Here is a 20,127-nt window from a genome sequence, read left to right as displayed (position 1 = left end):
CGCCGACATTGGGGCTCGAGATTAGAAGCAACCCGGTTATTAGCGAGAAGACTGCTTGTTTGACGCCTATAGATTTCATTTTTCCCACCCATTGAATACGTCGAAGGCCGACGAGTGTCGGTCTATTTGGAGGCAGCTATGGCGCAGGCCCCTGCAGTCGTGACCTTGTACTTGCTGCGCGCGGACTGGCAGGATTTCAACGCCAGCGCCTCCGCAGCCTTCTGGGATGTTGCATTCAGATAAGCACCGCAAATAGTGAATTCGGTTGCCCAGTTGAATGGCGTCATCGCATAGGCCGAGTGACCGCCAGCCGCCACATAGTCCTTGTAATTCTTGCCGCAGCCTCCGATTGTACCCGGTGCAAAATAGACCGGAAAGCGGCTGTCGCCCTTGCTTCCCGCCAGCGATTCGGCGGCGCCGACATTCGGTGCAGAGGCCACAAGCAGTGCAAGTACCGACATGGTTGCTCGCTTGATTGATAAAGATTTCATTGCCAAACCCATTTGAACCCCAAACACTGAAATATATTCGCCTACTTGGAGGCAGCGATTTCGCAGCCGCCGCCTGTTGTAACTCTGTAACTGTTGCGGGCGGCCTGACAGGATTTCAACGCCAATTCTTCGGCAGCTTGCTGTGACGGTGCATTCAAGCGCGAGCCGCAGATGATGTACAGAGAACGCACCCGGGAATACGGAGTGGTTGCATAGGCTGAATGGCCGCCGGCCGCTACATAGGCCTTGTAGGCCCTGGTACACGGATCCTTCGGGCTCTGCGGCAAATAGGGATAGAAACGGGTCTCGCCCTTGCTTCCCGCCAGCGACTCCGCTGCGCCGATGCCAGGGGTCACTAATATAAGCAACCCTGCAAGTAAATGCACAGTTGTTCTCTGAAAAACCCGCCGCCTCATCTTCGCCCAATCCCCATTGGTATTTGCGATGATCAATAGCCGTGATTCTTTCGTCTGGCCAGATCGAGAAGCAAAAAATAGTCTGGAGATGTGGTGGGTTGTCTCCCGCGCAGGGTCACACCCTGCCGAGTGCAGCAACGACCCGCTGATACAATTCGGTCGTCGGCTCGTCGAAGCAGCAGAAAATGACGGTTTCCGGAACGATGTTCTGGCCGATGAAGGCGCTCACGGTCCCGACAGCAATTTGCGTCGCCTGATCCTTCGGATAGCGGTAGGCCCCGGTCGAGATCGCTGGAAACGCTACCGTCCGGCAGTCCTTTGCGGCGGCGATTTCGAGCGACCGGCGATAGCAGGAGGCGAGCAGTTCGGCTTCTCCTTTGCTGCCACCTTGCCAGACCGGCCCGACCGTATGAATGACGTAGCGCGCGGGCAGCCTGTAGCCCTTGGTGATTTTTGCGTCTCCGACCTTGCAGCCATGCAAGGTCCGGCATTCTGCCACAAGCTCGGGGCCGGCCGCGCGGTGGATAGCGCCGTCGACGCCGCCGCCTCCGAGAAGAGAGGTATTGGCGGCGTTGACGATGGCATCGACCGCCAGCTTCGTGATGTCGCCGGTTTGAATGCGAATCCTCTGGCCGATTTCGCTCATCTCACATCCTGAACACGCCGAATTTTGTCTCCTCGATCTCGGCGTTGAGCGCGGCCGAAAGGCTGAGCGCCAGCACCTCGCGGGTCTTGGCCGGGTCGATGATGCCGTCGTCCCAGAGCCTTGCCGACGAATAGAGCGGGTGTCCCTCGTGCTCGTACTTCATCAGGATCGGCTTCTTGAATTTCGCTTCCTCCTCGGCGCTCCATTCCCCACCCTTGCGCTCGATGCCTTCGCGCTTGACCACGGCAAGCACCGTTGCCGCCTGCTCGCCGCCCATCACCGAAATGCGGGCATTCGGCCACATCCACAGGAAGCGTGGCGAATAGGCGCGTCCGCACATGCCGTAATTGCCGGCGCCGAACGAGCCGCCGATGATCACGGTCACCTTCGGCACCTTGGCCGTTGCGACCGCCATCACCAGCTTGGCGCCGTCCTTGGCGATGCCGCCGGCCTCGTATTTTCGCCCGACCATGAAGCCGGTGATGTTCTGCAGGAAAATCAGCGGGATCTTGCGCTGGCAGCACAACTCGATGAAATGCGCGCCCTTTAGCGCGCTTTCTGAAAACAGCACGCCATTGTTGGCGACGATGCCGACCGGCATGCCGCTGAGATGGGCGAAACCGGTGACCAGCGTGGTGCCATAATTCTGCTTGAACTCATCGAACTCGGAACCGTCGACGGTGCGGGCGATTACCTCGCGCACGTCGTAGGGCTGGCGCAGATCCGTCGGCACGATGCCGTAGAGTTCATGTGGATCGTGAAGCGGCGGAATCGATTTCTGTAAGGCAAGGCTTACAGTCTTGTTCCGATTCAGGTTTTTGACGATACGCCGGCATATGGCCAGCGCATGCTCGTCGTCGAGCGCATAGTGGTCGGCAACGCCGGAAAGCCTTGTGTGCACGTCGGCGCCACCGAGGTCCTCGGCGGTGACGTCCTCGCCCGTGGCCGCCTTCACCAGCGGCGGGCCGCCGAGAAAGATGGTCGCCTGGTTGCGCACCATGATTGTCTCGTCCGACATCGCAGGCACATAGGCGCCGCCGGCCGTGCACGAACCCATGACGCAGGCGATCTGCGGAATGCCGGCGGCCGACATGTTGGCCTGGTTGTAGAAGATGCGGCCGAAATGATCGCGGTCGGGAAACACCTCGTCCTGGTTGGGCAGATTGGCGCCGCCGCTGTCGACCAGATAGACGCAAGGCAGATTGTTCTGCAATGCGATCTCCTGTGCACGCAGATGCTTCTTCACCGTCAGTGGATAATAGGTGCCGCCCTTCACCGTGGCGTCATTGACGACGACCATCACTTCGGTGCCTTCGACGCGGCCGATGCCGGCGATGAGGCCGGCCGAAGGGATGTCCTCGCCATACATCGACCATGCCGCGAACTGGCCGATTTCGAGGAAGGGCGAGCCTGTATCGAGCAATTGGGCTAGGCGTTGCCGCGGCAGGAGCTTGCCGCGGGAGACGTGCCGCTCACGCGCCTCTTCCGAGCCACCGCGGTCGATGGCGGCGGCTTTTTCAGCAATATCGGCGACCAGCGCCCGCATGCGCTCGGCATTGGCGCGGAAGGCATCGGAGGCGGACGACATCTGAGAGGTGAGGGGGGCCATGGCGCTACCGGATCAGCTCGATCTTGCAGCCGACATCGAGGTCGCCCCAATCGCGATCAGCGGTGACGGCAATGGCATTCTCGCGAATTGCCAGCGCCAGGCAAGCCCGATCGCCCAGCGACAAGCCGCGATGCCGCGTCAATTGGCGAAGCTGCCCGGCGGCGATGCCCATCGCGTCGTCGAAAGCGGCGATCGGCATGCCGAGACTGGCGAGGTCGTCCGCGGCCTGTTCCATGCTGCGTCCCTTGTCGATCAGCTTGGCGATGATTTCGGCCGCATTGACCGAACTGCATTGTGCATCCGGCGCGAGCCCCAAAGCATTATCGGTGCCTTGCTCGTTGAGCAGGATTGCGAGCGCCGCCGAACTGTCCATGACGTAGGGCTTCATTTCGCCCGCTTTCCTGTCGTCCCTTCGGCGTGAAGCCGGTCGAGACGCTTGTCGCTTCGACGCTGCTCTTCCCGTCGCTCTTTCAGAAATTCGTCGACGACGCTTTCACCGGGCTGTTTCAACGCTGACAATTCGGCCTGGACGCGTCGCAGATTCTGCAGCCACGATCTTACCCGCAGCTCGCCGTTTTCGACATGAAGGATCATGTCCTCGCCAGGCTTCACGCCCATCTCCTCGCGCATCGCGGCAGGAATGACGAAGCGCCCGCCCTCGCCAAGCTTGACACGCTCGCGTTTCGCCGGAGCACGAAGCTGTGGTTGGCGAGCGCCGGCATCGAACCGTGCTTGCGGATCTTCGTCAAATCCGGACTTTCCCGTTTTGCCAGCCATGGTCCGTCTCGCCTGTGTTGTGGCACATATTCGGAAGTGTGCCACATCGTGCGGCTTCTGGCAAAATCTCAAAAAGACGCCATCAGGCGCCCTCCACCATGATTTCCCGCCCGATCAGCCAGCGACGGATTTCGCTGGTGCCGGCGCCGATCTCGTAGAGCTTGGCGTCGCGCAAAAGCCGGCCGGTCGGGTAGTCGTTGATGTAGCCGTTGCCGCCCAAAAGCTGGATGGCGTCGAGCGCCATCAGCGTTGCCTTTTCGGCGGCGAACAGAATACAGCCGGCAGCATCCTTGCGGGCCGTCTCACCGCGATCGCAAGCGGCGGCCACGGCATAGACGTAGGCGCGCGCCGCGTTCATCGTCGCATACATGTCGGCGAGCTTGCCTTGCACCAGCTGGAATTCGCCGATCGGCTGACCGAATTGCCTGCGTTCATGCACGTAAGGTATCGCCACGTCGAGGCACGCTGCCATCAGCCCGACCGGGCCGCCGGCCAGCACGGCGCGTTCGTAGTCGAGGCCCGACATCAGCACCTCGACGCCGCGCCCTTCCTCGTGCAGCACATTGTCGAACGGCACTTCGACATTCTCGAACACCAGCTCGCCGGTGTTCGAGCCGCGCATGCCGAGCTTGTCGAGCTTTTGCGCCACGGAAAAACCGGCAAAAGCCTTTTCGACGATGAAAGCGGTGATGCCGCGCGAATTGAGTTCCGGATCGGTCTTGGCGTAGACGACCAGCGTCTCGGCGTCCGGCCCGTTGGTGATCCACATTTTGGTGCCGTTCAGCACATAGCGATCGTTGCGCTTTTCGGCGCGCAGGCGCAGCGACACCACATCGGAGCCGGCACCCGATTCCGACATCGCCAGTGCGCCGACCTTCTCGCCGCTGCAGAGCGAAGGCAGATATTTTTCCTTCTGCGCCTGCGTTGCCCAGCGGTTGATCTGGTTGACGCAGAGGTTGGAATGGGCGCCGTAGGAGAGGCCGACCGAGGCCGAGGCGCGCGAAATCTCCTCCATCGCCACGACATGGGCGAGGTAGCCCATGCCGCTGCCGCCGAAATCGGGATCGGCGGTGATGCCGAGCAGGCCGAGCCCGCCGAGCTCCGCCCACAGATGTGCCGGGAATTCGTTCGAGCGGTCGATCTCGGCGGCGATCGGTGCTATCTTTTCCTGCGCGAAGCGCCGCACCAGGTCGCGCAGCGCCTCGATGTCTTCGTCAAGCCCGAAGTTGAGCGTCTGCGTGTACATGCCGTTCCTCCCGGCGCACGATCCCGAAAATCGGGATCATGCGCGAAATCAAGTTGCTAGAGCGTCCTTTGCGCGCCCGATTAGAGGCGCGGCGTCGTAGCTCGTTGACGCGCCATCGCTCTTTGCTCCAACAAGGCGCATTGTCATTGCTAGATATGTAGCGGTGACTTCGGCGATCGACAGTCGTTCGCCCGGCCGGAACCAGACGATGACGCCGGTCATCATCTGGATCAGCGCCATGGCGGTGAGCCCGGTGTCTTCGATGCTGAATAACCCCGCTTCGACGCCGTCGCGCAGGATGGCGCGCAGCTCCTTCTCGTAGGCCGTGCGCATGCGCAGGATCTGCGTGAGTTTTTCATGCGACAGGCTGCGCAGCTCCATGTTCGAGACATGGGTGGAGTGGCGGCGTTCGATATGGAAAGCGATGTGGTTTTCGACATAAGCGGCAAGCCGCGCTGCCGGATCGGCGCCGACAGGGCGTGTTGCGCGCCACGCCTCGATCAAGCCTTCCATATGCTCACGCATCAGCATGAACAGAAGGTCCTGCTTGGTCGGGAAGTAGCGGTACAGCGCCGCTGCCTGGACGCCGACCTCGGCCGCCAGCTGGCGCATCGACATCGCCTCGTAGCCGAGACGCGCAATCAGGCTGACCGCCGCCTCGCGGACCGCAGCTTCGGTCTTCTCTCCGTCGGAACCGGTCGTACGCGCCATGACAAGCCGCCTTTTCGCGGATAATAAAACAAACGTTCAATTAATTCAAGGACCGAGGCATGTCCGGGCAGGGCAATGGCTTCAGATTTGCTCTATCTGCACCCTGGAGAATTTTGTGCGATGGAAGCGAATGAGCAGGACCATGCCTTGCTAGGCAACAATCCTGAAATCGGCCGACGTGTCGCGAGCCTCGATCTCTTCGACATCGACCTTTGAAACCGCTGCCCCTGGCGGCCCTTGCCAAAACCGTTCGATCATCGTCGAGACCGCCGCCCCGGTCCCTGCGATCAAGGCTGTCACCGAGCCGTCAACTTCGTTGCGCACCCACCCGGCAAGGCCAAGCGCCGACGCCTCGCGCCGCACCCAAACCCGGTAGCTGACGCCTTGCACCTTGCCGTATATGCGTACCTGCACCGTACGATCGGTCATCGCGCTCTCCATCCTTTGAGTCGAGTCTGGCGCATCGCCGCGCAAATTCAACCGCGCAACGTGCATCGAAGGTTTCTCTCCGGTCGCTATCCGCCAGATTTCGCACTGCGAGATAGGTGGCGCCTCCACCGATGATTGACTAAGTCAAATAATAGGCGATCATGGCCCTGACGGAGCGGTCCGTCCGAAGGAGGTCGACATGCCGGCCGATCGGAATGCCCTTGTCGCGGAGATACGTGGCTTCAATCGCTTCTACACGCGCCTGATCGGGCTGCTCGACCTGACCTTGACGCACAGCGTCTATACGCTGGGCGAGGCGCGGCTGCTGTTCGAATTGGGCGGCCGATCCCGCGCTGTCGCCAATAGCGGCGGTGAGGCAGGGTTTCTTGCACGGGCGTTCCACCTCGATCTCCGGCCGGCGGCCTTCGAAATCGCTGCCGAACTCCGCCTCGATCCGGCCTATGTCTCGCGCGTCCTGAGGAGGTTCGCCGCCGCTGGCCTGACCGAGACACGCTCTGACCCAGCCGATCGGCGCAGACGTATCCTGTCGCTGACCGCTCGCGGAAGTGCTGAGCTCGCCAGGCTTCAGGCTGCGGCGGATCGCGACCTCGCCCGGCTGACGGCCGGCCTCGCCGATGGCGCGGCTGCCGAATTATCGGACGCCTTGAAGCGCGTCATGCGTCTGCTCGGGGAGAAATAGCGGGCAGCACTGGAATCCCGGCGTTGCGCTCTTCAGTTCCCCCGCGCTGCCGCCAGTGCGCCAGGCAGTTCCTCGGCAAAGATGTCGAGCTCGTGGTCGAGGCCGACACTGACCCGGATGCAGCGGTCGAGAACCGGCACCATCGGCTTGCGGATGAAGACGTCGCGTGACAACAGCGCCTGTAGCACTTTCAGTGCGAAAGCGCCGTCGCGGCCGCAGTCGATGGTGACGAAATTGGTCGCCGAAGCCAGCGGCTTCAGCCCGCTCGCTTCGGCTATTGCGGCGATACGCCGGCGGCCGGCGGCGACCCGCGCCACCACGCTATCCAGCCAAGCCTGATCGGCAAGCGCCTCGACACCGGCGATCTGCGCCATGCGGGTGACGCCATAGTGGTTGCGGATCTTCTCGAAGTCCCGAATCACCTGGGCCTCGGCCACCGCATAGCCGCAGCGTATGCCGGCCAGCCCATAGGCCTTGGAGAAGGTGCGCATGCGGATGACGTTCGGCGGCGCCACATCGATCGGCGGCAGCGCTGAGGCTGGCCCTAATTCGCCATAGGCTTCGTCGAGCACCAGCATTGTGGTCTCCGGCAAGGCTTCGATGAAGCGGCTGAGCTCGGCGGCTTCCCACCAGCTGCCCATCGGATTGTCCGGATTGGACAGGTAGACCAGTGGCGCCTTTTCCCTGGCCACTGCCGCCAGCAGGCCGTCGAGGTTTTCCCGATCGTTCTCGTAGGGCACTGCGACCAGCCGGCCGCCGACGCCGGCAACATGAAAGTTGAAGGTCGGATAGGCGCCGAGCGAGGTCACCACCGCATCGCCCGGCGCCACATACATGCGCGCAACCAGGCTGAGCAGCCCGTCTATGCCTTCGCCGACGACGACGTTTTCGGCGCCGACACCGAGATGCCGGGCCACGGCTACCTTCAAATCGTGATTGTCAGGGTCGCAGTACATCCACATGTCGCCGGCAATCTCGGCCATACGGGTAACGACGCGCGGCGAAGGGCCAAAGCTGCTCTCATTGGCGCCGATGCGGGCGCGAAAGGCGCGGCCGCGATCACGCTCCTGCGCCTCCGGGCCGACAAACGGTACCGTGGAGGGAAGCGCGTCGATGAGCGGCGTAAGGGGAGGGCGCAGGCGCATGATAGGGCTCGTTCGAAAGGGGGCCTTCTTGCTAGCCTGCCAGCTTGGCCTGCGCAAGTTCCGCGGCAGGCGGGCACGTCAGGCTGGATTCTCCCGGATCATTTTGCTAGCGAGACATGATGAGCAACCGACTGCCGCCCGCCTGGTCCAAACATATAAAGTCCCGCTCGGCGCCGAAAGTGGAACCGCCGAAAGCCAAACCATTGTCGCGGGCGCAGGCTGACGACATGCTGCTGAAACAGGCATATGACTTTCAGCAGGCCAAGCGGTTGGCCGAGGCTAAGGAACTGTGCCGTCGCGTGCTGGAGCGCACGCCCAACCATCCCTTGGCATTGTATATCATGGGCACGCTATTCATCGGGCTCGACGATGAAATTGCATTGCGATATTTGGCGCGAGCCGTCGGCGAGGAGCCTCGAAACCCCTATTACCACCTTAGTCTGGGTGAAACCTATCTGAAGGTCAGCGAATATTCGCCCGCAATCACGCATATTCAGCAAGCATTGAAGCTGAAGCCGGATTTGCTGGAAGCGCTTTGCGCGTTGGGACGCGCTTACGTCGAATTCGACAAGGCTGACATGGCTCTGCCGCTTTACGAGAGAGCGCTCAAGATCAACCGCGATCATCCTCGCGTTCGGGCGGGATTGGCCAGCGCCCTCATCGGTCTCGGCCGCATGGACGAAGCCGAAATCTATCTGAAAGAGGCGATCGAACGTCGCATAGCCATGCCAGCCGCCTATAATGAGCTTGTGCGCACGCGCAAATTCACTGAAGAGCCGGCGGAACTTAAGTCCATCTTGCGCGAGCTTGGCAACCCAAAGCTTGACCCGGACAGTGCGATGACACTTCATCACGCTGCCGGCAAGGTGCTGAACGACCTTAAGCGCTACGACGACGCGATAGATCATTTCAAGAAAGCCAAACAGGTCGCCGGCTATAAGTTCGATCTGGAAACCTATCGCCGCTGGGTCGACTCCACGATCGAGTTCTTCAACCCGGATATGTTGGCTGCCAAGGCGGGTTATGGAAGCCCATCGGAAGTGCCCGTGTTTGTACTGGGCATGCCCCGCTCGGGGACCACCCTGACCGAGCAGATTTGCGCGAGCCACCCGGATGTTCACGGCGCAGGAGAACTCAGCAAGCTAAGACGAACTGCAAATGCTGTCGGCCTTACGAGGCTTTCGGCACAGGGCTTGGGCCAATCGATCGTGCCGATCACCCCCGACCTAGCCAAGATGCTGACCGAGGGGCACCTGTCCTACCTTCGTGAGCGTGCGCCGACCGCACTTCGCATAGTCGACAAAATGCCCCAGAATTTCGAACTGGTCGGTCTCATAGGCCTTCTTTTCCCCAACGCGCGGATTATTCACTGTCGCCGCGACGCCATCGACAATTGCCTCTCATGCTTTTTCCTGAATTTCTCCAAGGGACACAGCTACATCACCGACCTGCAGACGCTCGGGCTGTATTATCGTGAATATGATCGCCTGATGCGACATTGGGACAAGGTTTTTCCGGGACGCATCTTCGAAAGTCGCTACGAGACGCTGGTTGCGGATCAGGAGGCACAATCGCGCCGTCTGATCGATCATCTTGGATTGCCCTGGGACGATGCCTGCCTGCGCTTCTTCGAGAATGACGGTTCGGTCAACACGGCCAGTCGCTGGCAGGTTCGGCAACCCATCTACAACTCGTCCATCAAGCAATGGAAAAATTATGAGAGCAAGATCCAGCCGCTGATTGACGCCTTGGGCGACCTAGCCGAACTTTGAACAAGGAGGGCGCCCGACAGGATAGGCCAGCCCTTCAGGCCAGGCTGGATTCTCCCGGACCATTTTGCTAGCGAGACATGATGAGCAACCGACTGCCGCCCGCTTGGTCCAAACACATAAAGTCCCGTTCGGCGCCGAAAGTGCAGCCGTCGAAAGTGAAATCGCCCTCGCGCGCGCAAGCTGACGACATGCTGCTGCGACAGGCGCTCGAACTTCAGCAAGCCAAGCGGCTCCCGGAGGCGGAGGAATTATGCCATCGCGTTCTCGCCCGCACGCCCAACCACCCGCTTTCGCTCTACATCCTCGGCACGTTGGGGCTCGGTATCGACGACGAGTTGGCTCTCAAATATTTTGCGCGGGCAGTAAGCCAGACGCCTCAGAATCCATATTTCCACCTTAGCCTGGGAGAGGCCGGTCTGAAGCTTGGCGACAGCTTGCTTGCGATCAGGCACCTGCAGCGCGCCTGCGAATTGAAACCCGATCTGGTGGAAGCGCTTTGCGGACTGGCGCGTGCCTACGTCAACTTCGACAAGGCCGAGATGGCTTTGCCCCTTTACGAGAAGGCGCTAAAGATCAACGGCGACCATCCCATGGTCCGGATTGGTCTGGCTGGTGCGCTCACCAGCCTCGGCCGCATGGACGAAGCCAGAGCCTATCTCGATCAGGCAATAGAACGTCGCGTCGATGTTGGGGCAGCCTACAATTACCTGGTCGACACGCAAAAGTTCACCGAAAAACCTGCCGAGCTCGACTCTATCCTGCGCGAACTCTCCAATCCCAGGCTCGAACCCGTTGCTGCATCGCAGCTTCACCACGCGGCAGGCAAAGTGCTGAACGATCTTCAGCGCTATGAAGAGGCGATAGATCACTTCAAGAGGGCGAAAAAGGCCGCTGGTCACGATTTCGACCTGGAGTACTACCGCCGAAGCGTCGATTCCATGATCGAGATTTTCAGCCCGTCACTATTGGAAGCCAAGGCTGGCCACGGCAGTCCGTCTGAAGTGCCTGTGTTTGTGCTGGGCATGCCCCGGTCGGGGACGACGCTGACGGAGCAGATCTGCGCGAGCCATCCGGATGTCCATGGCGCCGGGGAGCTTACGAAGCTGCGGCGAATCGCGAACTCGATGGGCTTTAGAATACTGTCGGATGAGGACCTGCGCAGTTCGATTATGTCGATGACGAGGGATCAGTCGAGGGCACTGGCCGAAGAATACCTGTCTTATCTGCGCCAGCACGCGCCTGCCGAGCCCCGCATCGTCGACAAGATGCCGCACAACTTCGAGTTTATCGGCGTGATTGGAATTCTCTTTCCCAACGCACGCATCATTCATTGCCGGCGCGATGCCATCGACAATTGCGTCTCCTGCTTCGTCTTGCATTTCACCAAGGACCACGGCTACAACGCCGACCTTGAGACACTCGGGTTGTACTACCGCGAATATGATCGCTTGATGCGGCACTGGGACAAGGTCTTTCCCGGACGTATTTTCGAAAGCCGCTATGAGACGCTGGTTGCGGATCAGGAGACGCAATCGCGCCGTCTCATCGATCATCTCGGCTTGCCTTGGGACGATTCCTGCCTGCGCTTTTTCGAGAGGAGCGGATCGGTCAATACCCCCAGCCGCTGGCAGGTCCGGCAGCCGATCTATAGTTCATCCGTCAAACGCTGGAAAAAGTATGAGAGCGCAATTCAGCCGCTGATTGACGCCTTGGGCGATCTGGCTGAAATTTGAACAAGTAGGATGCGCCCGATCGGCCGAGGTCGATCGTGACTTGCTGTCGAGATACATTGATCCGGTAGGCCAGCTCTTCAGATCGGCCCAAGTTTTTCTTTGCACGAACAAGCGTGCGGAGCGAGCATTGCATTCGACCAGCCCTGCGATCGGCTGCTCAGCAGCAGCCTGCATTATGCATCGAGAGTTGACAGCTGCGTCGCGCCGATACGAAAAACCCGGCGGTTGCCCGCCGGGTTCAATCTCAATCTAGCTCGGACTGTTAGAATGAGCGCTGGAAGCGGAGCATGCCGCCGACGCTGTCCTTGTCGTCGGCATTGGTCCAGTTGCGATCGTAGGCTTTGTCAAACTGACCGTCGCGGGCCCAATCGACTTCGGCAGTGATCGTGAAGCCGGGAACGATATCGTAGGCAATGTTCGCGGCGACGCCGTAGTTTTTGTCATCGTCAGCCGACGCCTGGAGGTTGAACGAGGTCTTCTCGTTTATGGTGTAAGTGCCACCACCCCAGACTGCCCAGTTGCCGCCCCATTGCTTGTAGAAGTTGCGGTCGATGTTGTCGTCAGAGCCGTAGCCGGCCATGATGAACAGCGTCAGGTTCTGTATCGGCGTAACGTCGACGCGAACCTTGCCGGCCCACTCTTCCCAGGTGCTGTCATAGGCGGCGACACCGGTGATCGAGCCCCAGCCCTGTGTGTATTTGATACCGCCGACGACATACGGGACATAGCTGTCGATGGAATCATTGCCGCTGTTGCTGTCTTGGAAAATGCCAGGATCCGCGGCGGCACTGCCCGAACCGGTTTCCAATGAAGCCACGGCCGAGAAGCCGTTGCCGGCATCGAAGTAATACTGGACGACATTGGTGTCGAAGCCGCCGTAGGGGACCAGCGTATCCTGGATGACGTTGCCGGCGTAGCCGATGAAGGTATCGAAGGCCGATTCGTCCTTGCCGACGCGCAGACCACCGAGCTGGACCCAGGCAAAGTTCAGCGAAACGCTCGTACCGCCATTGAAGTTGTCATCAAGGTAATCGTTGTGGTTACCCCAGTTGAAGCGCGTCTCGGTGTAGGTCTTCAAGGTGCCGAGCTCGGTTTCCTGGCCGGTCCAGGTCTTCAGCGTGAAGCGGGCGTGCTTGTAGTAGGTATCCTGCGAGTCGCCGTCCTGCTGATCGGTGGTCTTTGCACCGTCGAATGAGCCGACGTCGCCGATGCCGATGTCATAGCGGACGTAGCCGCCGATGCGCAGGCAGGTTTCGGTGCCGGGGATGTAGAAATAGCCAGCGCCGTAGACGTCGCAAATCTTGACGTATTCAGCGGGTTCCGGCTCGGCGACGACGACGGCGTCGGCGGCGCGCGCACCGGAAACTGCGATCAGTGCCGCAGCGGAGCCGAGAAGAAGGCTCTTGATGTTCATTTTCTGACCTCCAGTCAGAATCGGGACGGAGGTCGGCGAAAAGCAACTCGTTGGGTTCGTTTTTATTTATATTTCAAATAGATAGGTCCTAAGGCCGTCAGCGAGGCTCTGTCGGCCAAAAACGTTTACTCGCAAAGGCCTTGCCCGAACCGGTCTTGAAATATCGCTCGAGTTGCCGTGCGTTGGCCTCGGTTTCAACCCCGATGTAGGCCTTCAAGATTGCAGCCAGATAAGCCTTAGTCGAAGTCACATAGCCTGATCGGTGCGAATCAAAACGGCGTCGAAGATCGTTGATCGATCCGACATAGACATCGCCGTTACGGAGTTGCAGAAAATAGACGTACCACATGGTCCCCCTACGCTACTTCGTAGCTTCGGGCGACACCCTACGCCCAAAATGCGGTTTCGGGTGGTCTGCCACCCGAAGCCCGCAGGGCGTAGGGTGGCGGAGAGGATGGGATTCGAACCCACGAGAAGCTTTTGACCTCTACTCCCTTAGCAGGGGAGCGCCTTCGACCACTCGGCCACCTCTCCGTTGCGCCGGTGGATAAAGAAAAGCGCCGGCACAATCAACAAGCTGGCGCTATTATCCTTGAAAAATCGACCCTTCGCCAAAGCGCCGCCCGGCGATGTGGCGATTCTGCGGCAATTCCCTGGTTCGCGACTCGGGCCATGGTCACATTTCAGGCCGACCATCGCCGGAATCCGCCGTTTGCTACGGCTTGCGAAGGGCTGTTGGTTAACGGGAGCTTTCGGAGTGAGGCCAAATCGTGTCATTTGTGCAACAACGCTGGGGTATAGCGCCAACACAAACCTTTTGCCGGTACGATCGTGGTTGAACGCCGCCGTCTCATGGGTAATGTCGGGTTTGAAGGAGCGGCGCGGTGCGCATCTTTTTCGGTAGTGGGGATGGGGCAGGGAACGCTGTCCTTCAGCAAAGAATACCCAGACCCGTTTTTTAACTTTTGACTGGAGGTCAGAAAATGAACATCAAGAGCCTTCTTCTCGGCTCCGCTGCGGCACTGATCGCAGTTTCCGGTGCGCGCGCCGCCGACGCCGTCGTCGTCGCCGAGCCGGAACCCGCTGAATACGTCAAGATCTGCGACGTCTACGGCGCTGGCTACTACTACATCCCCGGCACCGAAATCTGCCTGCGCATCGGCGGCTATGTCCGCTATGACATCTCCGTGGGCCAGGCTGGCTCGTTCGACGGCGCCAGGTACCAGGACCTGTCGGATGCCTTGGATGGTGAAGACAACGTCAACGACGGCTATTACAAGCAGGCTCGCTTCACACTGAGGACCTACACCGGCCAGGAAACCGAGATGGGCACCTTGAAGACCTACACCGAGACCCGCTTCAACTGGGGAACCGGTTATCAAGACGTGCCTGGGTTCGACGAGCACTTTTCCAGGTTTGGTAGCAGGGGCGTTTCGCTGAATTTCGCCTGGATCCAGCTCGGTGGTCTTCGCGTCGGTAAGGACGAAACAGCCTTCAACACGTTCACCGGCTACGCCGGCAACGTCATCCAGGATACGATCGTTCCCTACGGCGGCTTCGACACCAATGTCGTCCAGTACTACTTCGATGCCGGCAACGGCTTCTCGGCCGTGGCTTCGTTGGAAACCGGTGAAGGCTTTATCCTTAACAGCGCCAATACTGCCACCACTCTCGGTCACGACTCGGTCGACAGCTATGTTCCGTATATCGTTGGCGGCGTGAAGTACACGCAGGGCTGGGGTTCCATCAGCGGTGTTGTTGCCTATGACAGCAGCCTGGAAGAATGGGCCGGCAAGGTTCGCCTCGACGTGACGCCGATGCAGAACCTGTCGCTGTTCCTGATGGCCGGCTACGGCTCTGACGACAATCTCCCGCGCAACTTCTACAAGCAGTGGGGCGGTAACTGGGCAGTCTGGGGTGGTGGCACCTACACCATCAACGAGAAGACCTCGTTCAACCTGCAGGCGTCGTATGACGAAGCCAAGGAAGCTGGCGTCGCGGCCAATATCGCCTACGATATCGTTCCCGGCATGACGATCACGGCCGAAGTGGACTGGGCTCATAACAGCCACCACATCGATAGCGACTCGCTGCCCGGTTATGAATACAACTGGACCGGCATCCCGGGCGACAAGAAAAACGCCGTTGGCGGCTTCCTCCGCTTCCAGCGCTCGTTCTAAGGGCTGGACTTAAGGCAAGTGAAATCCAGCCCGGGCGCCTTAACGCCCGGGCTGTTTTTGTTTTCGCGACTGGTCGCAAACAGAAGGAAAAGGGGGTTCGGTAGCTGAACAGGGTTGTGGAACGATGTCGTTGGGATCCGCCACTGGTGGATGAAATCGGCCGCAACGCTTAAAACTCTTGAAAGGGCACCGCCAAGCAGGTAGGTCTAGGCCTATCCACTCGGGGGTGTGGCGAATAATGACGAACGATGCGATTCAAGAGGGAGGAACCTCTGATCATTTTTCGATGTTTTCTTCTCAAACTGCAAAAATAAAATTCAGTTACAACAAGATACGAGAAGTAAAGTCGCACAGGATCGGAGAACTTTTTTCAGCATACCGGGACATACTTTGGGATGACGGGCGGCATAAATACAATGTCAGCTCCTTCATCGGCGAAATAGACGAGATCCTCCTTGGGGAGCGTTTCAGCGCCTTTGACCAAAGCACCCTCGACAATCTTATCGGCACCTTGCGCCAGCGCGGCAACAGCAACGCAACCATCAATCGGAAGATGGCTGCCCTCAGCAAACTGCTGCGCAAGGCTCACAAGATGGGAGATATCCACAGCCTGCCCGAGTTCCGCCGCCAGAAGGAGCGGGCGGGACGGATTCGTTTCCTCGAAAGGGACGAGGAGGCCCGGCTGTTCGCTGCCATCAAGAGCCGCAGCGAGGACGCTTATCGGCTTTCCGTCTTTCTCGTCGACACCGGTTGCCGCCTCGGCGAAGCGCTGGGTTTGATCTGGAACGATATCCAGGAGCACCGCGTCAGTTTCTGGATCACCAAATCCGGCCGCAGCCGCACCATTCCGATGACCGAGCGGGTAAAAGAGGTGATCAAGCTGCCGGCCACCGAGGGCCGCCGGCCCAAAGGCCCGTTCACCAAGCTCAGCCAGGCGCAGTTTCGCGCCATCTGGAACGATGCTAAGGCCGAAGTCGGGCTTGGCGCCGACGATCAGGTCGTGCCGCATATATTGCGCCATACTTGCGCCTCGCGTCTCGTCCAGGGCGGCATCGACATCAGGCGCGTGCAGATGTGGCTCGGTCACCAGACGCTGTCGATGACCATGCGCTACGCCCATCTGGCCACCAACGACCTCGATGGCTGCGTCACTGTGCTGGAGACGCCGCGGTGCAGTGGCGCGGACAGTGGCGGCGCAAGCGCTTTGTCTGCTCATTCAGCGATGGATGAGCAGAAGAATAAGCCGGCTAAGAGCGAAAAGTCTCCGAAAACCGTGGTGAAAAGAGCAAAATCCCGGTAGTGTCGCCCATCTGGGTCGCGTACGGCTCTCCCTTCTCCCCTTGTGGGAGAAGGTGGCCGAGCGCAGCTCGGTCGGATGAGGGGTGTTCCAGGGAACGCCAACGCCTCATTTCTTCCAACACCCCTCAACCGTCTTGGCGCTACGCGCCAATCCACCTTCTCCCACAGGGGGAGAAGGGAAGAAACGTGGGCACCGACTTCGACAATCTGTCACCGCTAAATAGGGTCCGTGTAAAGCTTTCAAGGTGGTTATTTGATCTTGAGTTTTACTTCTAACCACCCCGCCCGCTCCGCCCGATCGAAAAAACCAGCGATCCTGCCCGGCAGGATCCCGGACTCCAAAAACGGTGCATGGCCCTGGCCGTCGGCGGTGATCGTCTCGATATCGGTATGGCGCGTCCGCATCTGCTCGAGCGTTTCGGCGGACAGCAGCTTCGAATTCGCGCCGCGTATGACGAGCATCGGGATGGCCGCCAGCGCGTCGAACTGTGGCCAAAGATCGGCCAGCGGCCGGCTGGGATCGAGCCCCGCCAGCGTCTCGACCAGTTTCGGATCGAAATCGGGCAGAAATCCCTCCTCGGTCTCGCGGTAGAGGGCTGATGCCATCCGCTCCCAATCCGCATCGGTCAGCGCCGCAAAATCCGCGCCATGGGTGCTGCGCAGGCCGCGGACCACCTCTGCGTACGTCTTCGGCCTGGGCGCGAGGTCGAGATAGGAGCGGATATGGGCGAGACCTTGCGACTCGATCACCGGGCCGATGTCGTTGAAGACGATGGCCTTCAGCACTGGCGGCCGCATCGCCCCGAGCACATGGATGATCAGTCCGCCGCGCGACGTCCCAATGAAGGCTGCCTTCTCGATGTTCAGCGCCGCCAGCCCGGCAAGGATATCGCCCGCCTCGATGCCGATATTGTAATGGCCGATATCGGCATCGTAGGCGGACTGCCCGCGCCCGCGATAGTCGAAGGCGACGACGTTGCGCTTCGCTTGCGCCGACAGATAAAGCGCCAATTCGTGAAAGTCACGGCAATTGCGGGTCAGGCCGGGCAGGCAAACGACTGGCCAGCGGCCGGAATTCGCTTCGCCGTAGATGCGGGCGTGCAGGGACAGCCCGTCCGGCGCGGCGTAGAAGAAATCGGAGAAGCCTTCGTCGTTTGGCATGTACACTCGATTCCGTGCTGCTGTCAGATCGTTGCGACTGCTACAGGCGAGGGCAGGGGCGGTCAAATCGGGGGCTCTTCCTTCTCTCCTTGTGGGAGAAGGTGGATCGGCGCGTTAGCGCCGAGACGGTTGGGGGGTGTTGGACGGAGCGCTGTCGGAACCAAGCTGGAGCACCCTCATCCGACCGAGCTTCGCTCGGCCACCTTCTCCCACAAGGGGGGAAGGAAAGGCTAACCCCGGCCGTTCACCAGATCTCCGACAATATCGTACTTGCCGGAGATACGCATCTTGTAGACCTCGTAATTCTCCATCACGCGCTGAACGTAACTTCTTGTTTCCGTATAGGGAATCCGCTCGATCCAGTCGACGACTGCATCGACGTCCTTGCCGTGCGGGTCGCCGTATTTCGCCACCCACTGGGCGGCGCGGGCGGGACCGGCATTGTAGCCGGCGAAGGTCAGCACGTAGGAGCCGTCGAAGCGGCCGAGCTGCTCGCCGAGAAAGGCAGCGCCCAGCGTCGCATTGTAGCCGGCATCGGTGGTCAGCCGGGCCTGAGAAAATGTCATGCCGGCCTTCTTCGCCAATTGCTTGGCCGTGCCTGGCATCAGCTGCAGCAGTCCTCGCGCGCCGGCGCTGGAGACGGCGCCGATGTTGAACTCGCTTTCCTGGCGGGCAATCGCATAGGCCAGCGCCTTGCCCGAGCCGGAAATGTTGGCGGTGTCGGGAATGACGCCGAGCGGATGCGACAGCGCGCCGACGTCGATGCCACGTGCGCCGGCGATCTTGCCGACCTTCAGCGCCATGAAATGGTTGCCTTGTCTTTCCGCCAGCATCGCAAGCAGCGCCAGTTCGCCGGGGCTGCTCAACTGCCCGGCAAGGTCGCGGTAGAGGGTTTCGGCATAGCGGTCATAGCCAGCCTGCTGCAGCCGCTCGATGGCGCTGACAGCCTCGCGGGTGGCAAAATTCCGGCGGTCGGCGGCACTTGGCTGCGGGTAGACGATATTGAGGGTCCGCTGGCCGACACGCTCGCCGGCGAGCTGGCCGTAAAAGGTCGTGCCGTAGCTGGCGGCGCGGCTGAAATAATCCTTGGCACTGCCGGGACCGCCGACCTCGGCGGCACGGCCGAGCCAGTAATAGGCGCGCGACAGCGACATCGGCCCTTGGGCGAGCTCCGCGATTTGCGCAAAATGCTTGGCGGCGGTGCTCGGGTCGTTGAGGCCGCGCAGCGCGTACCAGCCTGCATGGAATTCCGCCTCGGCAGCATTGGCGGGACTTTCGGCGGCATGCGCGGCGACTATTCTGTAGGCGGTCTTCATGTCGCCCTGGTCGACCAGCTCGCGCGACAGCACCCGGCGTTCGACCCACCAGGCGTCCGGATCGACCAGCGCGTCGCGGTCGCCCGGCGCCTTCAGCACCAGCGCGGCGGCATCGGAAAATTTCTGTTGCTTGCGCAGATATTCGGCTTCGGCAAACAGATAGCCGGCCGCCCGCTGCGCTGCCGGCACCGCCTTCAGCAGCTTGGCCGCGTTCTTGTCGCCTTTGGTGACCGCCGCCCAGGCATCGGCCAATTGCTGGGCGCCGGCGAGACCGGCGACGCGCAGCGCCGAAGCGACCCGATCGGCATAAAACATGCGCTCCATGCGGAAGCGATGGTCGGCGGCCGGGATCAGCGCGCCGAACTCGCGGATGACCGCCGCCTCGTCCGTGGCTTCGAGCTTTTCGGTGCGCCAGAATGGCGACAGCACCGAGCGCGCCGCCTTGGTATCGCCCAGCGCTACATAGGAGCGGGCAAGGATCACCACGCCCTCGAAGGTCAGCGGCTGGCTGCCGTCGAACGCCCGCACCACGACCTGTGGCGCGGGGTTCTCGCGATAGAGCGCGCGCTCGCTGTTCTTGCGCAAGGCGATCGTGCCCGGCCAGTTCGGCAGCATCTTCGCGGCATCGGCGATGTCGCCGCTCGGCACTTGGTCGCTGCCATAGAGCGCAATCGCCCAGGCAAGGATGTGCCGATCGAGCGATTTGGCCGGCAGCGCTTCGCGCACCTGGCGCGCGCGCTGAATGTCGTTTGCCGCCAGCGCATCGAGACCGCTCTTCAGCGCCGCGACGCTGGCGGATGGCGAAGGGGACTGCTTCAGTGCATCGTTCTGCGGCTCCGTCATCGGGATCGCCGACGTGACCTGCCCATCGACGCTGCCGCCGATCGCCGCGCCGGGGACCAGCACAACGATCGCGCCGAGAAGCGCGAAAAGATGAGGCCGCCTGGTCGGCATGGATTTGGTCTTTTCCTATTTCTTCGATGCTACAGCTGGCACAGATGAACTGCAGCCTATTCGTCTGTGATGAAGGGCCCGTAAAGAAAACCCTATCGAGGTCGTTCGAATTGCAATTGCTGGCGCAA

Annotated in this window: 19 protein-coding genes and 1 tRNA gene; 5 read left to right on the top strand and 15 right to left on the bottom strand. The window is 60.7% G+C overall.

Annotation, left to right across the window (positions count from 1 at the left end; genetic code table 11):
• Window positions 1-122: 122 nt before the first annotated feature.
• From NKI52_RS16860 to NKI52_RS16820, 9 genes are all read right to left on the bottom strand, one after another.
• Window positions 123-503 (bottom strand): hypothetical protein, encoded by a 381-nt coding sequence (locus NKI52_RS16860; RefSeq protein ID WP_245274740.1) that lies wholly within the window; start codon window positions 501-503, stop codon window positions 123-125.
• Window positions 504-532: 29 nt separating this feature from the next.
• Window positions 533-907, bottom strand: coding sequence for a hypothetical protein (locus NKI52_RS16855; RefSeq protein WP_352698789.1), 375 nt, complete (start codon window positions 905-907; stop codon window positions 533-535).
• Between the two features lie 115 nt (window positions 908-1,022).
• Window positions 1,023-1,553 carry an O-acetyl-ADP-ribose deacetylase gene (locus NKI52_RS16850; RefSeq protein ID WP_352449023.1) on the bottom strand — a complete coding sequence of 177 codons (531 nt, stop codon included), beginning with the start codon at window positions 1,551-1,553 and terminating at the stop codon, window positions 1,023-1,025.
• 1 nt (window position 1,554) lies between these two features.
• On the bottom strand, window positions 1,555-3,162 hold the full coding sequence (locus NKI52_RS16845) for a carboxyl transferase domain-containing protein (RefSeq protein WP_352698678.1): 1,608 nt from the start codon (window positions 3,160-3,162) through the stop codon (window positions 1,555-1,557).
• A 4-nt stretch (window positions 3,163-3,166) separates the two neighbouring features.
• On the bottom strand, window positions 3,167-3,550 hold the full coding sequence (locus NKI52_RS16840) for a type II toxin-antitoxin system VapC family toxin (protein WP_352698676.1): 384 nt from the start codon (window positions 3,548-3,550) through the stop codon (window positions 3,167-3,169).
• Window positions 3,547-3,939 carry an AbrB/MazE/SpoVT family DNA-binding domain-containing protein gene (locus NKI52_RS16835; protein WP_023677794.1) on the bottom strand — a complete coding sequence of 131 codons (393 nt, stop codon included), beginning with the start codon at window positions 3,937-3,939 and terminating at the stop codon, window positions 3,547-3,549. Before NKI52_RS16835 ends, NKI52_RS16840 begins: the two co-directional genes overlap by 4 nt.
• A gap of 82 nt (window positions 3,940-4,021) precedes the next feature.
• Window positions 4,022-5,185 carry an isovaleryl-CoA dehydrogenase gene (locus NKI52_RS16830; RefSeq protein ID WP_352679828.1) on the bottom strand — a complete coding sequence of 388 codons (1,164 nt, stop codon included), beginning with the start codon at window positions 5,183-5,185 and terminating at the stop codon, window positions 4,022-4,024.
• A gap of 48 nt (window positions 5,186-5,233) precedes the next feature.
• Window positions 5,234-5,896: a TetR/AcrR family transcriptional regulator gene (locus tag NKI52_RS16825; protein WP_352645838.1), complete on the bottom strand. Its 663-nt coding sequence runs from the start codon at window positions 5,894-5,896 to the stop codon at window positions 5,234-5,236.
• A gap of 150 nt (window positions 5,897-6,046) precedes the next feature.
• Window positions 6,047-6,325: an acylphosphatase gene (locus NKI52_RS16820; protein WP_023677791.1), complete on the bottom strand. Its 279-nt coding sequence runs from the start codon at window positions 6,323-6,325 to the stop codon at window positions 6,047-6,049.
• 199 nt (window positions 6,326-6,524) lie between these two features.
• On the opposite strand from NKI52_RS16820, the gene NKI52_RS16815 reads away from it, so the two are divergent.
• A complete protein-coding gene (locus NKI52_RS16815; RefSeq protein WP_352698674.1) occupies window positions 6,525-7,025 on the top strand; it encodes a MarR family winged helix-turn-helix transcriptional regulator in 501 nt (166 codons plus the stop codon).
• A 32-nt stretch (window positions 7,026-7,057) separates the two neighbouring features.
• On the opposite strand, the gene NKI52_RS16810 is transcribed toward NKI52_RS16815, so the two are convergent.
• Complete coding sequence (locus NKI52_RS16810; protein WP_352698672.1) at window positions 7,058-8,170, bottom strand: pyridoxal phosphate-dependent aminotransferase; 1,113 nt, start codon at window positions 8,168-8,170, stop codon at window positions 7,058-7,060.
• A 119-nt stretch (window positions 8,171-8,289) separates the two neighbouring features.
• Here NKI52_RS16810 and NKI52_RS16805 point away from each other — a divergent pair, with 119 nt between their 5' ends.
• A complete protein-coding gene (locus NKI52_RS16805) occupies window positions 8,290-9,942 on the top strand; it encodes a tetratricopeptide repeat-containing sulfotransferase family protein (RefSeq protein ID WP_352622527.1) in 1,653 nt (550 codons plus the stop codon).
• Between the two features lie 80 nt (window positions 9,943-10,022).
• Window positions 10,023-11,675, top strand: a complete 1,653-nt coding sequence (locus tag NKI52_RS16800; protein ID WP_352622529.1) for a tetratricopeptide repeat-containing sulfotransferase family protein — start codon at window positions 10,023-10,025, stop codon at window positions 11,673-11,675.
• Window positions 11,676-11,937: 262 nt separating this feature from the next.
• Here NKI52_RS16800 and NKI52_RS16795 read toward each other — a convergent pair whose 3' ends face one another.
• From NKI52_RS16795 to NKI52_RS16785, 3 genes are all read right to left on the bottom strand, one after another.
• Entirely contained in the window at window positions 11,938-13,089 is a 1,152-nt protein-coding gene (locus tag NKI52_RS16795) for a porin (protein WP_352622531.1), read from the bottom strand.
• A 97-nt stretch (window positions 13,090-13,186) separates the two neighbouring features.
• Complete coding sequence (locus NKI52_RS16790) at window positions 13,187-13,438, bottom strand: GIY-YIG nuclease family protein (protein WP_352622533.1); 252 nt, start codon at window positions 13,436-13,438, stop codon at window positions 13,187-13,189.
• A 94-nt stretch (window positions 13,439-13,532) separates the two neighbouring features.
• Window positions 13,533-13,623, bottom strand: a tRNA-Ser gene (locus NKI52_RS16785).
• 449 nt (window positions 13,624-14,072) lie between these two features.
• Here NKI52_RS16785 and NKI52_RS16780 point away from each other — a divergent pair.
• The gene (locus tag NKI52_RS16780) at window positions 14,073-15,269 is read left to right on the top strand and encodes a porin (protein ID WP_352622535.1); all 1,197 of its coding nucleotides are present in this window, start codon (window positions 14,073-14,075) and stop codon (window positions 15,267-15,269) included.
• A 238-nt stretch (window positions 15,270-15,507) separates the two neighbouring features.
• Window positions 15,508-16,569, top strand: coding sequence for a tyrosine-type recombinase/integrase (locus tag NKI52_RS16775; protein ID WP_352698670.1), 1,062 nt, complete (start codon window positions 15,508-15,510; stop codon window positions 16,567-16,569).
• A 248-nt stretch (window positions 16,570-16,817) separates the two neighbouring features.
• Here NKI52_RS16775 and NKI52_RS16770 read toward each other — a convergent pair whose 3' ends face one another.
• Both NKI52_RS16770 and NKI52_RS16765 read right to left on the bottom strand, forming a co-directional pair.
• A complete protein-coding gene (locus NKI52_RS16770) occupies window positions 16,818-17,729 on the bottom strand; it encodes an alpha/beta fold hydrolase (protein WP_352698668.1) in 912 nt (303 codons plus the stop codon).
• Window positions 17,730-17,959: 230 nt separating this feature from the next.
• A complete protein-coding gene (locus tag NKI52_RS16765) occupies window positions 17,960-19,999 on the bottom strand; it encodes a lytic transglycosylase domain-containing protein (RefSeq protein ID WP_352698666.1) in 2,040 nt (679 codons plus the stop codon).
• Window positions 20,000-20,127: the final 128 nt, after the last annotated feature.

Source organism: Mesorhizobium sp. M0590, assembly GCF_040320905.1.
Classification (GTDB): Bacteria; Pseudomonadota; Alphaproteobacteria; order Rhizobiales; family Rhizobiaceae; genus Mesorhizobium.
The sequence above is the reverse complement of the archived record's forward strand: the minus strand, read 5'-3'. Positions and strand labels throughout refer to the sequence as shown.

Excerpts from the sequence above, each read along its gene's own strand:
- NKI52_RS16860 (WP_245274740.1), bottom strand. The coding sequence starts at position 503 with ATGGGTTTGGCAATGAAATCTTTATCAATCAAGCGAGCAACCATGTCG.
- NKI52_RS16855 (WP_352698789.1), bottom strand. The coding sequence starts at position 907 with ATGAGGCGGCGGGTTTTTCAGAGAACAACTGTGCATTTACTTGCAGGG.
- NKI52_RS16850 (WP_352449023.1), bottom strand. The coding sequence starts at position 1,553 with ATGAGCGAAATCGGCCAGAGGATTCGCATTCAAACCGGCGACATCACG.
- NKI52_RS16845 (WP_352698678.1), bottom strand. The coding sequence starts at position 3,162 with ATGGCCCCCCTCACCTCTCAGATGTCGTCCGCCTCCGATGCCTTCCGC.
- NKI52_RS16840 (WP_352698676.1), bottom strand. The coding sequence starts at position 3,550 with ATGAAGCCCTACGTCATGGACAGTTCGGCGGCGCTCGCAATCCTGCTC.
- NKI52_RS16835 (WP_023677794.1), bottom strand. The coding sequence starts at position 3,939 with ATGGCTGGCAAAACGGGAAAGTCCGGATTTGACGAAGATCCGCAAGCA.
- NKI52_RS16830 (WP_352679828.1), bottom strand. The coding sequence starts at position 5,185 with ATGTACACGCAGACGCTCAACTTCGGGCTTGACGAAGACATCGAGGCG.
- NKI52_RS16825 (WP_352645838.1), bottom strand. The coding sequence starts at position 5,896 with ATGGCGCGTACGACCGGTTCCGACGGAGAGAAGACCGAAGCTGCGGTC.
- NKI52_RS16820 (WP_023677791.1), bottom strand. The coding sequence starts at position 6,325 with ATGACCGATCGTACGGTGCAGGTACGCATATACGGCAAGGTGCAAGGC.
- NKI52_RS16815 (WP_352698674.1), top strand. The coding sequence starts at position 6,525 with ATGCCGGCCGATCGGAATGCCCTTGTCGCGGAGATACGTGGCTTCAAT.
- NKI52_RS16810 (WP_352698672.1), bottom strand. The coding sequence starts at position 8,170 with ATGCGCCTGCGCCCTCCCCTTACGCCGCTCATCGACGCGCTTCCCTCC.
- NKI52_RS16805 (WP_352622527.1), top strand. The coding sequence starts at position 8,290 with ATGAGCAACCGACTGCCGCCCGCCTGGTCCAAACATATAAAGTCCCGC.
- NKI52_RS16800 (WP_352622529.1), top strand. The coding sequence starts at position 10,023 with ATGAGCAACCGACTGCCGCCCGCTTGGTCCAAACACATAAAGTCCCGT.
- NKI52_RS16795 (WP_352622531.1), bottom strand. The coding sequence starts at position 13,089 with ATGAACATCAAGAGCCTTCTTCTCGGCTCCGCTGCGGCACTGATCGCA.
- NKI52_RS16790 (WP_352622533.1), bottom strand. The coding sequence starts at position 13,438 with ATGTGGTACGTCTATTTTCTGCAACTCCGTAACGGCGATGTCTATGTC.
- NKI52_RS16780 (WP_352622535.1), top strand. The coding sequence starts at position 14,073 with ATGAACATCAAGAGCCTTCTTCTCGGCTCCGCTGCGGCACTGATCGCA.
- NKI52_RS16775 (WP_352698670.1), top strand. The coding sequence starts at position 15,508 with ATGACGAACGATGCGATTCAAGAGGGAGGAACCTCTGATCATTTTTCG.
- NKI52_RS16770 (WP_352698668.1), bottom strand. The coding sequence starts at position 17,729 with ATGCCAAACGACGAAGGCTTCTCCGATTTCTTCTACGCCGCGCCGGAC.
- NKI52_RS16765 (WP_352698666.1), bottom strand. The coding sequence starts at position 19,999 with ATGCCGACCAGGCGGCCTCATCTTTTCGCGCTTCTCGGCGCGATCGTT.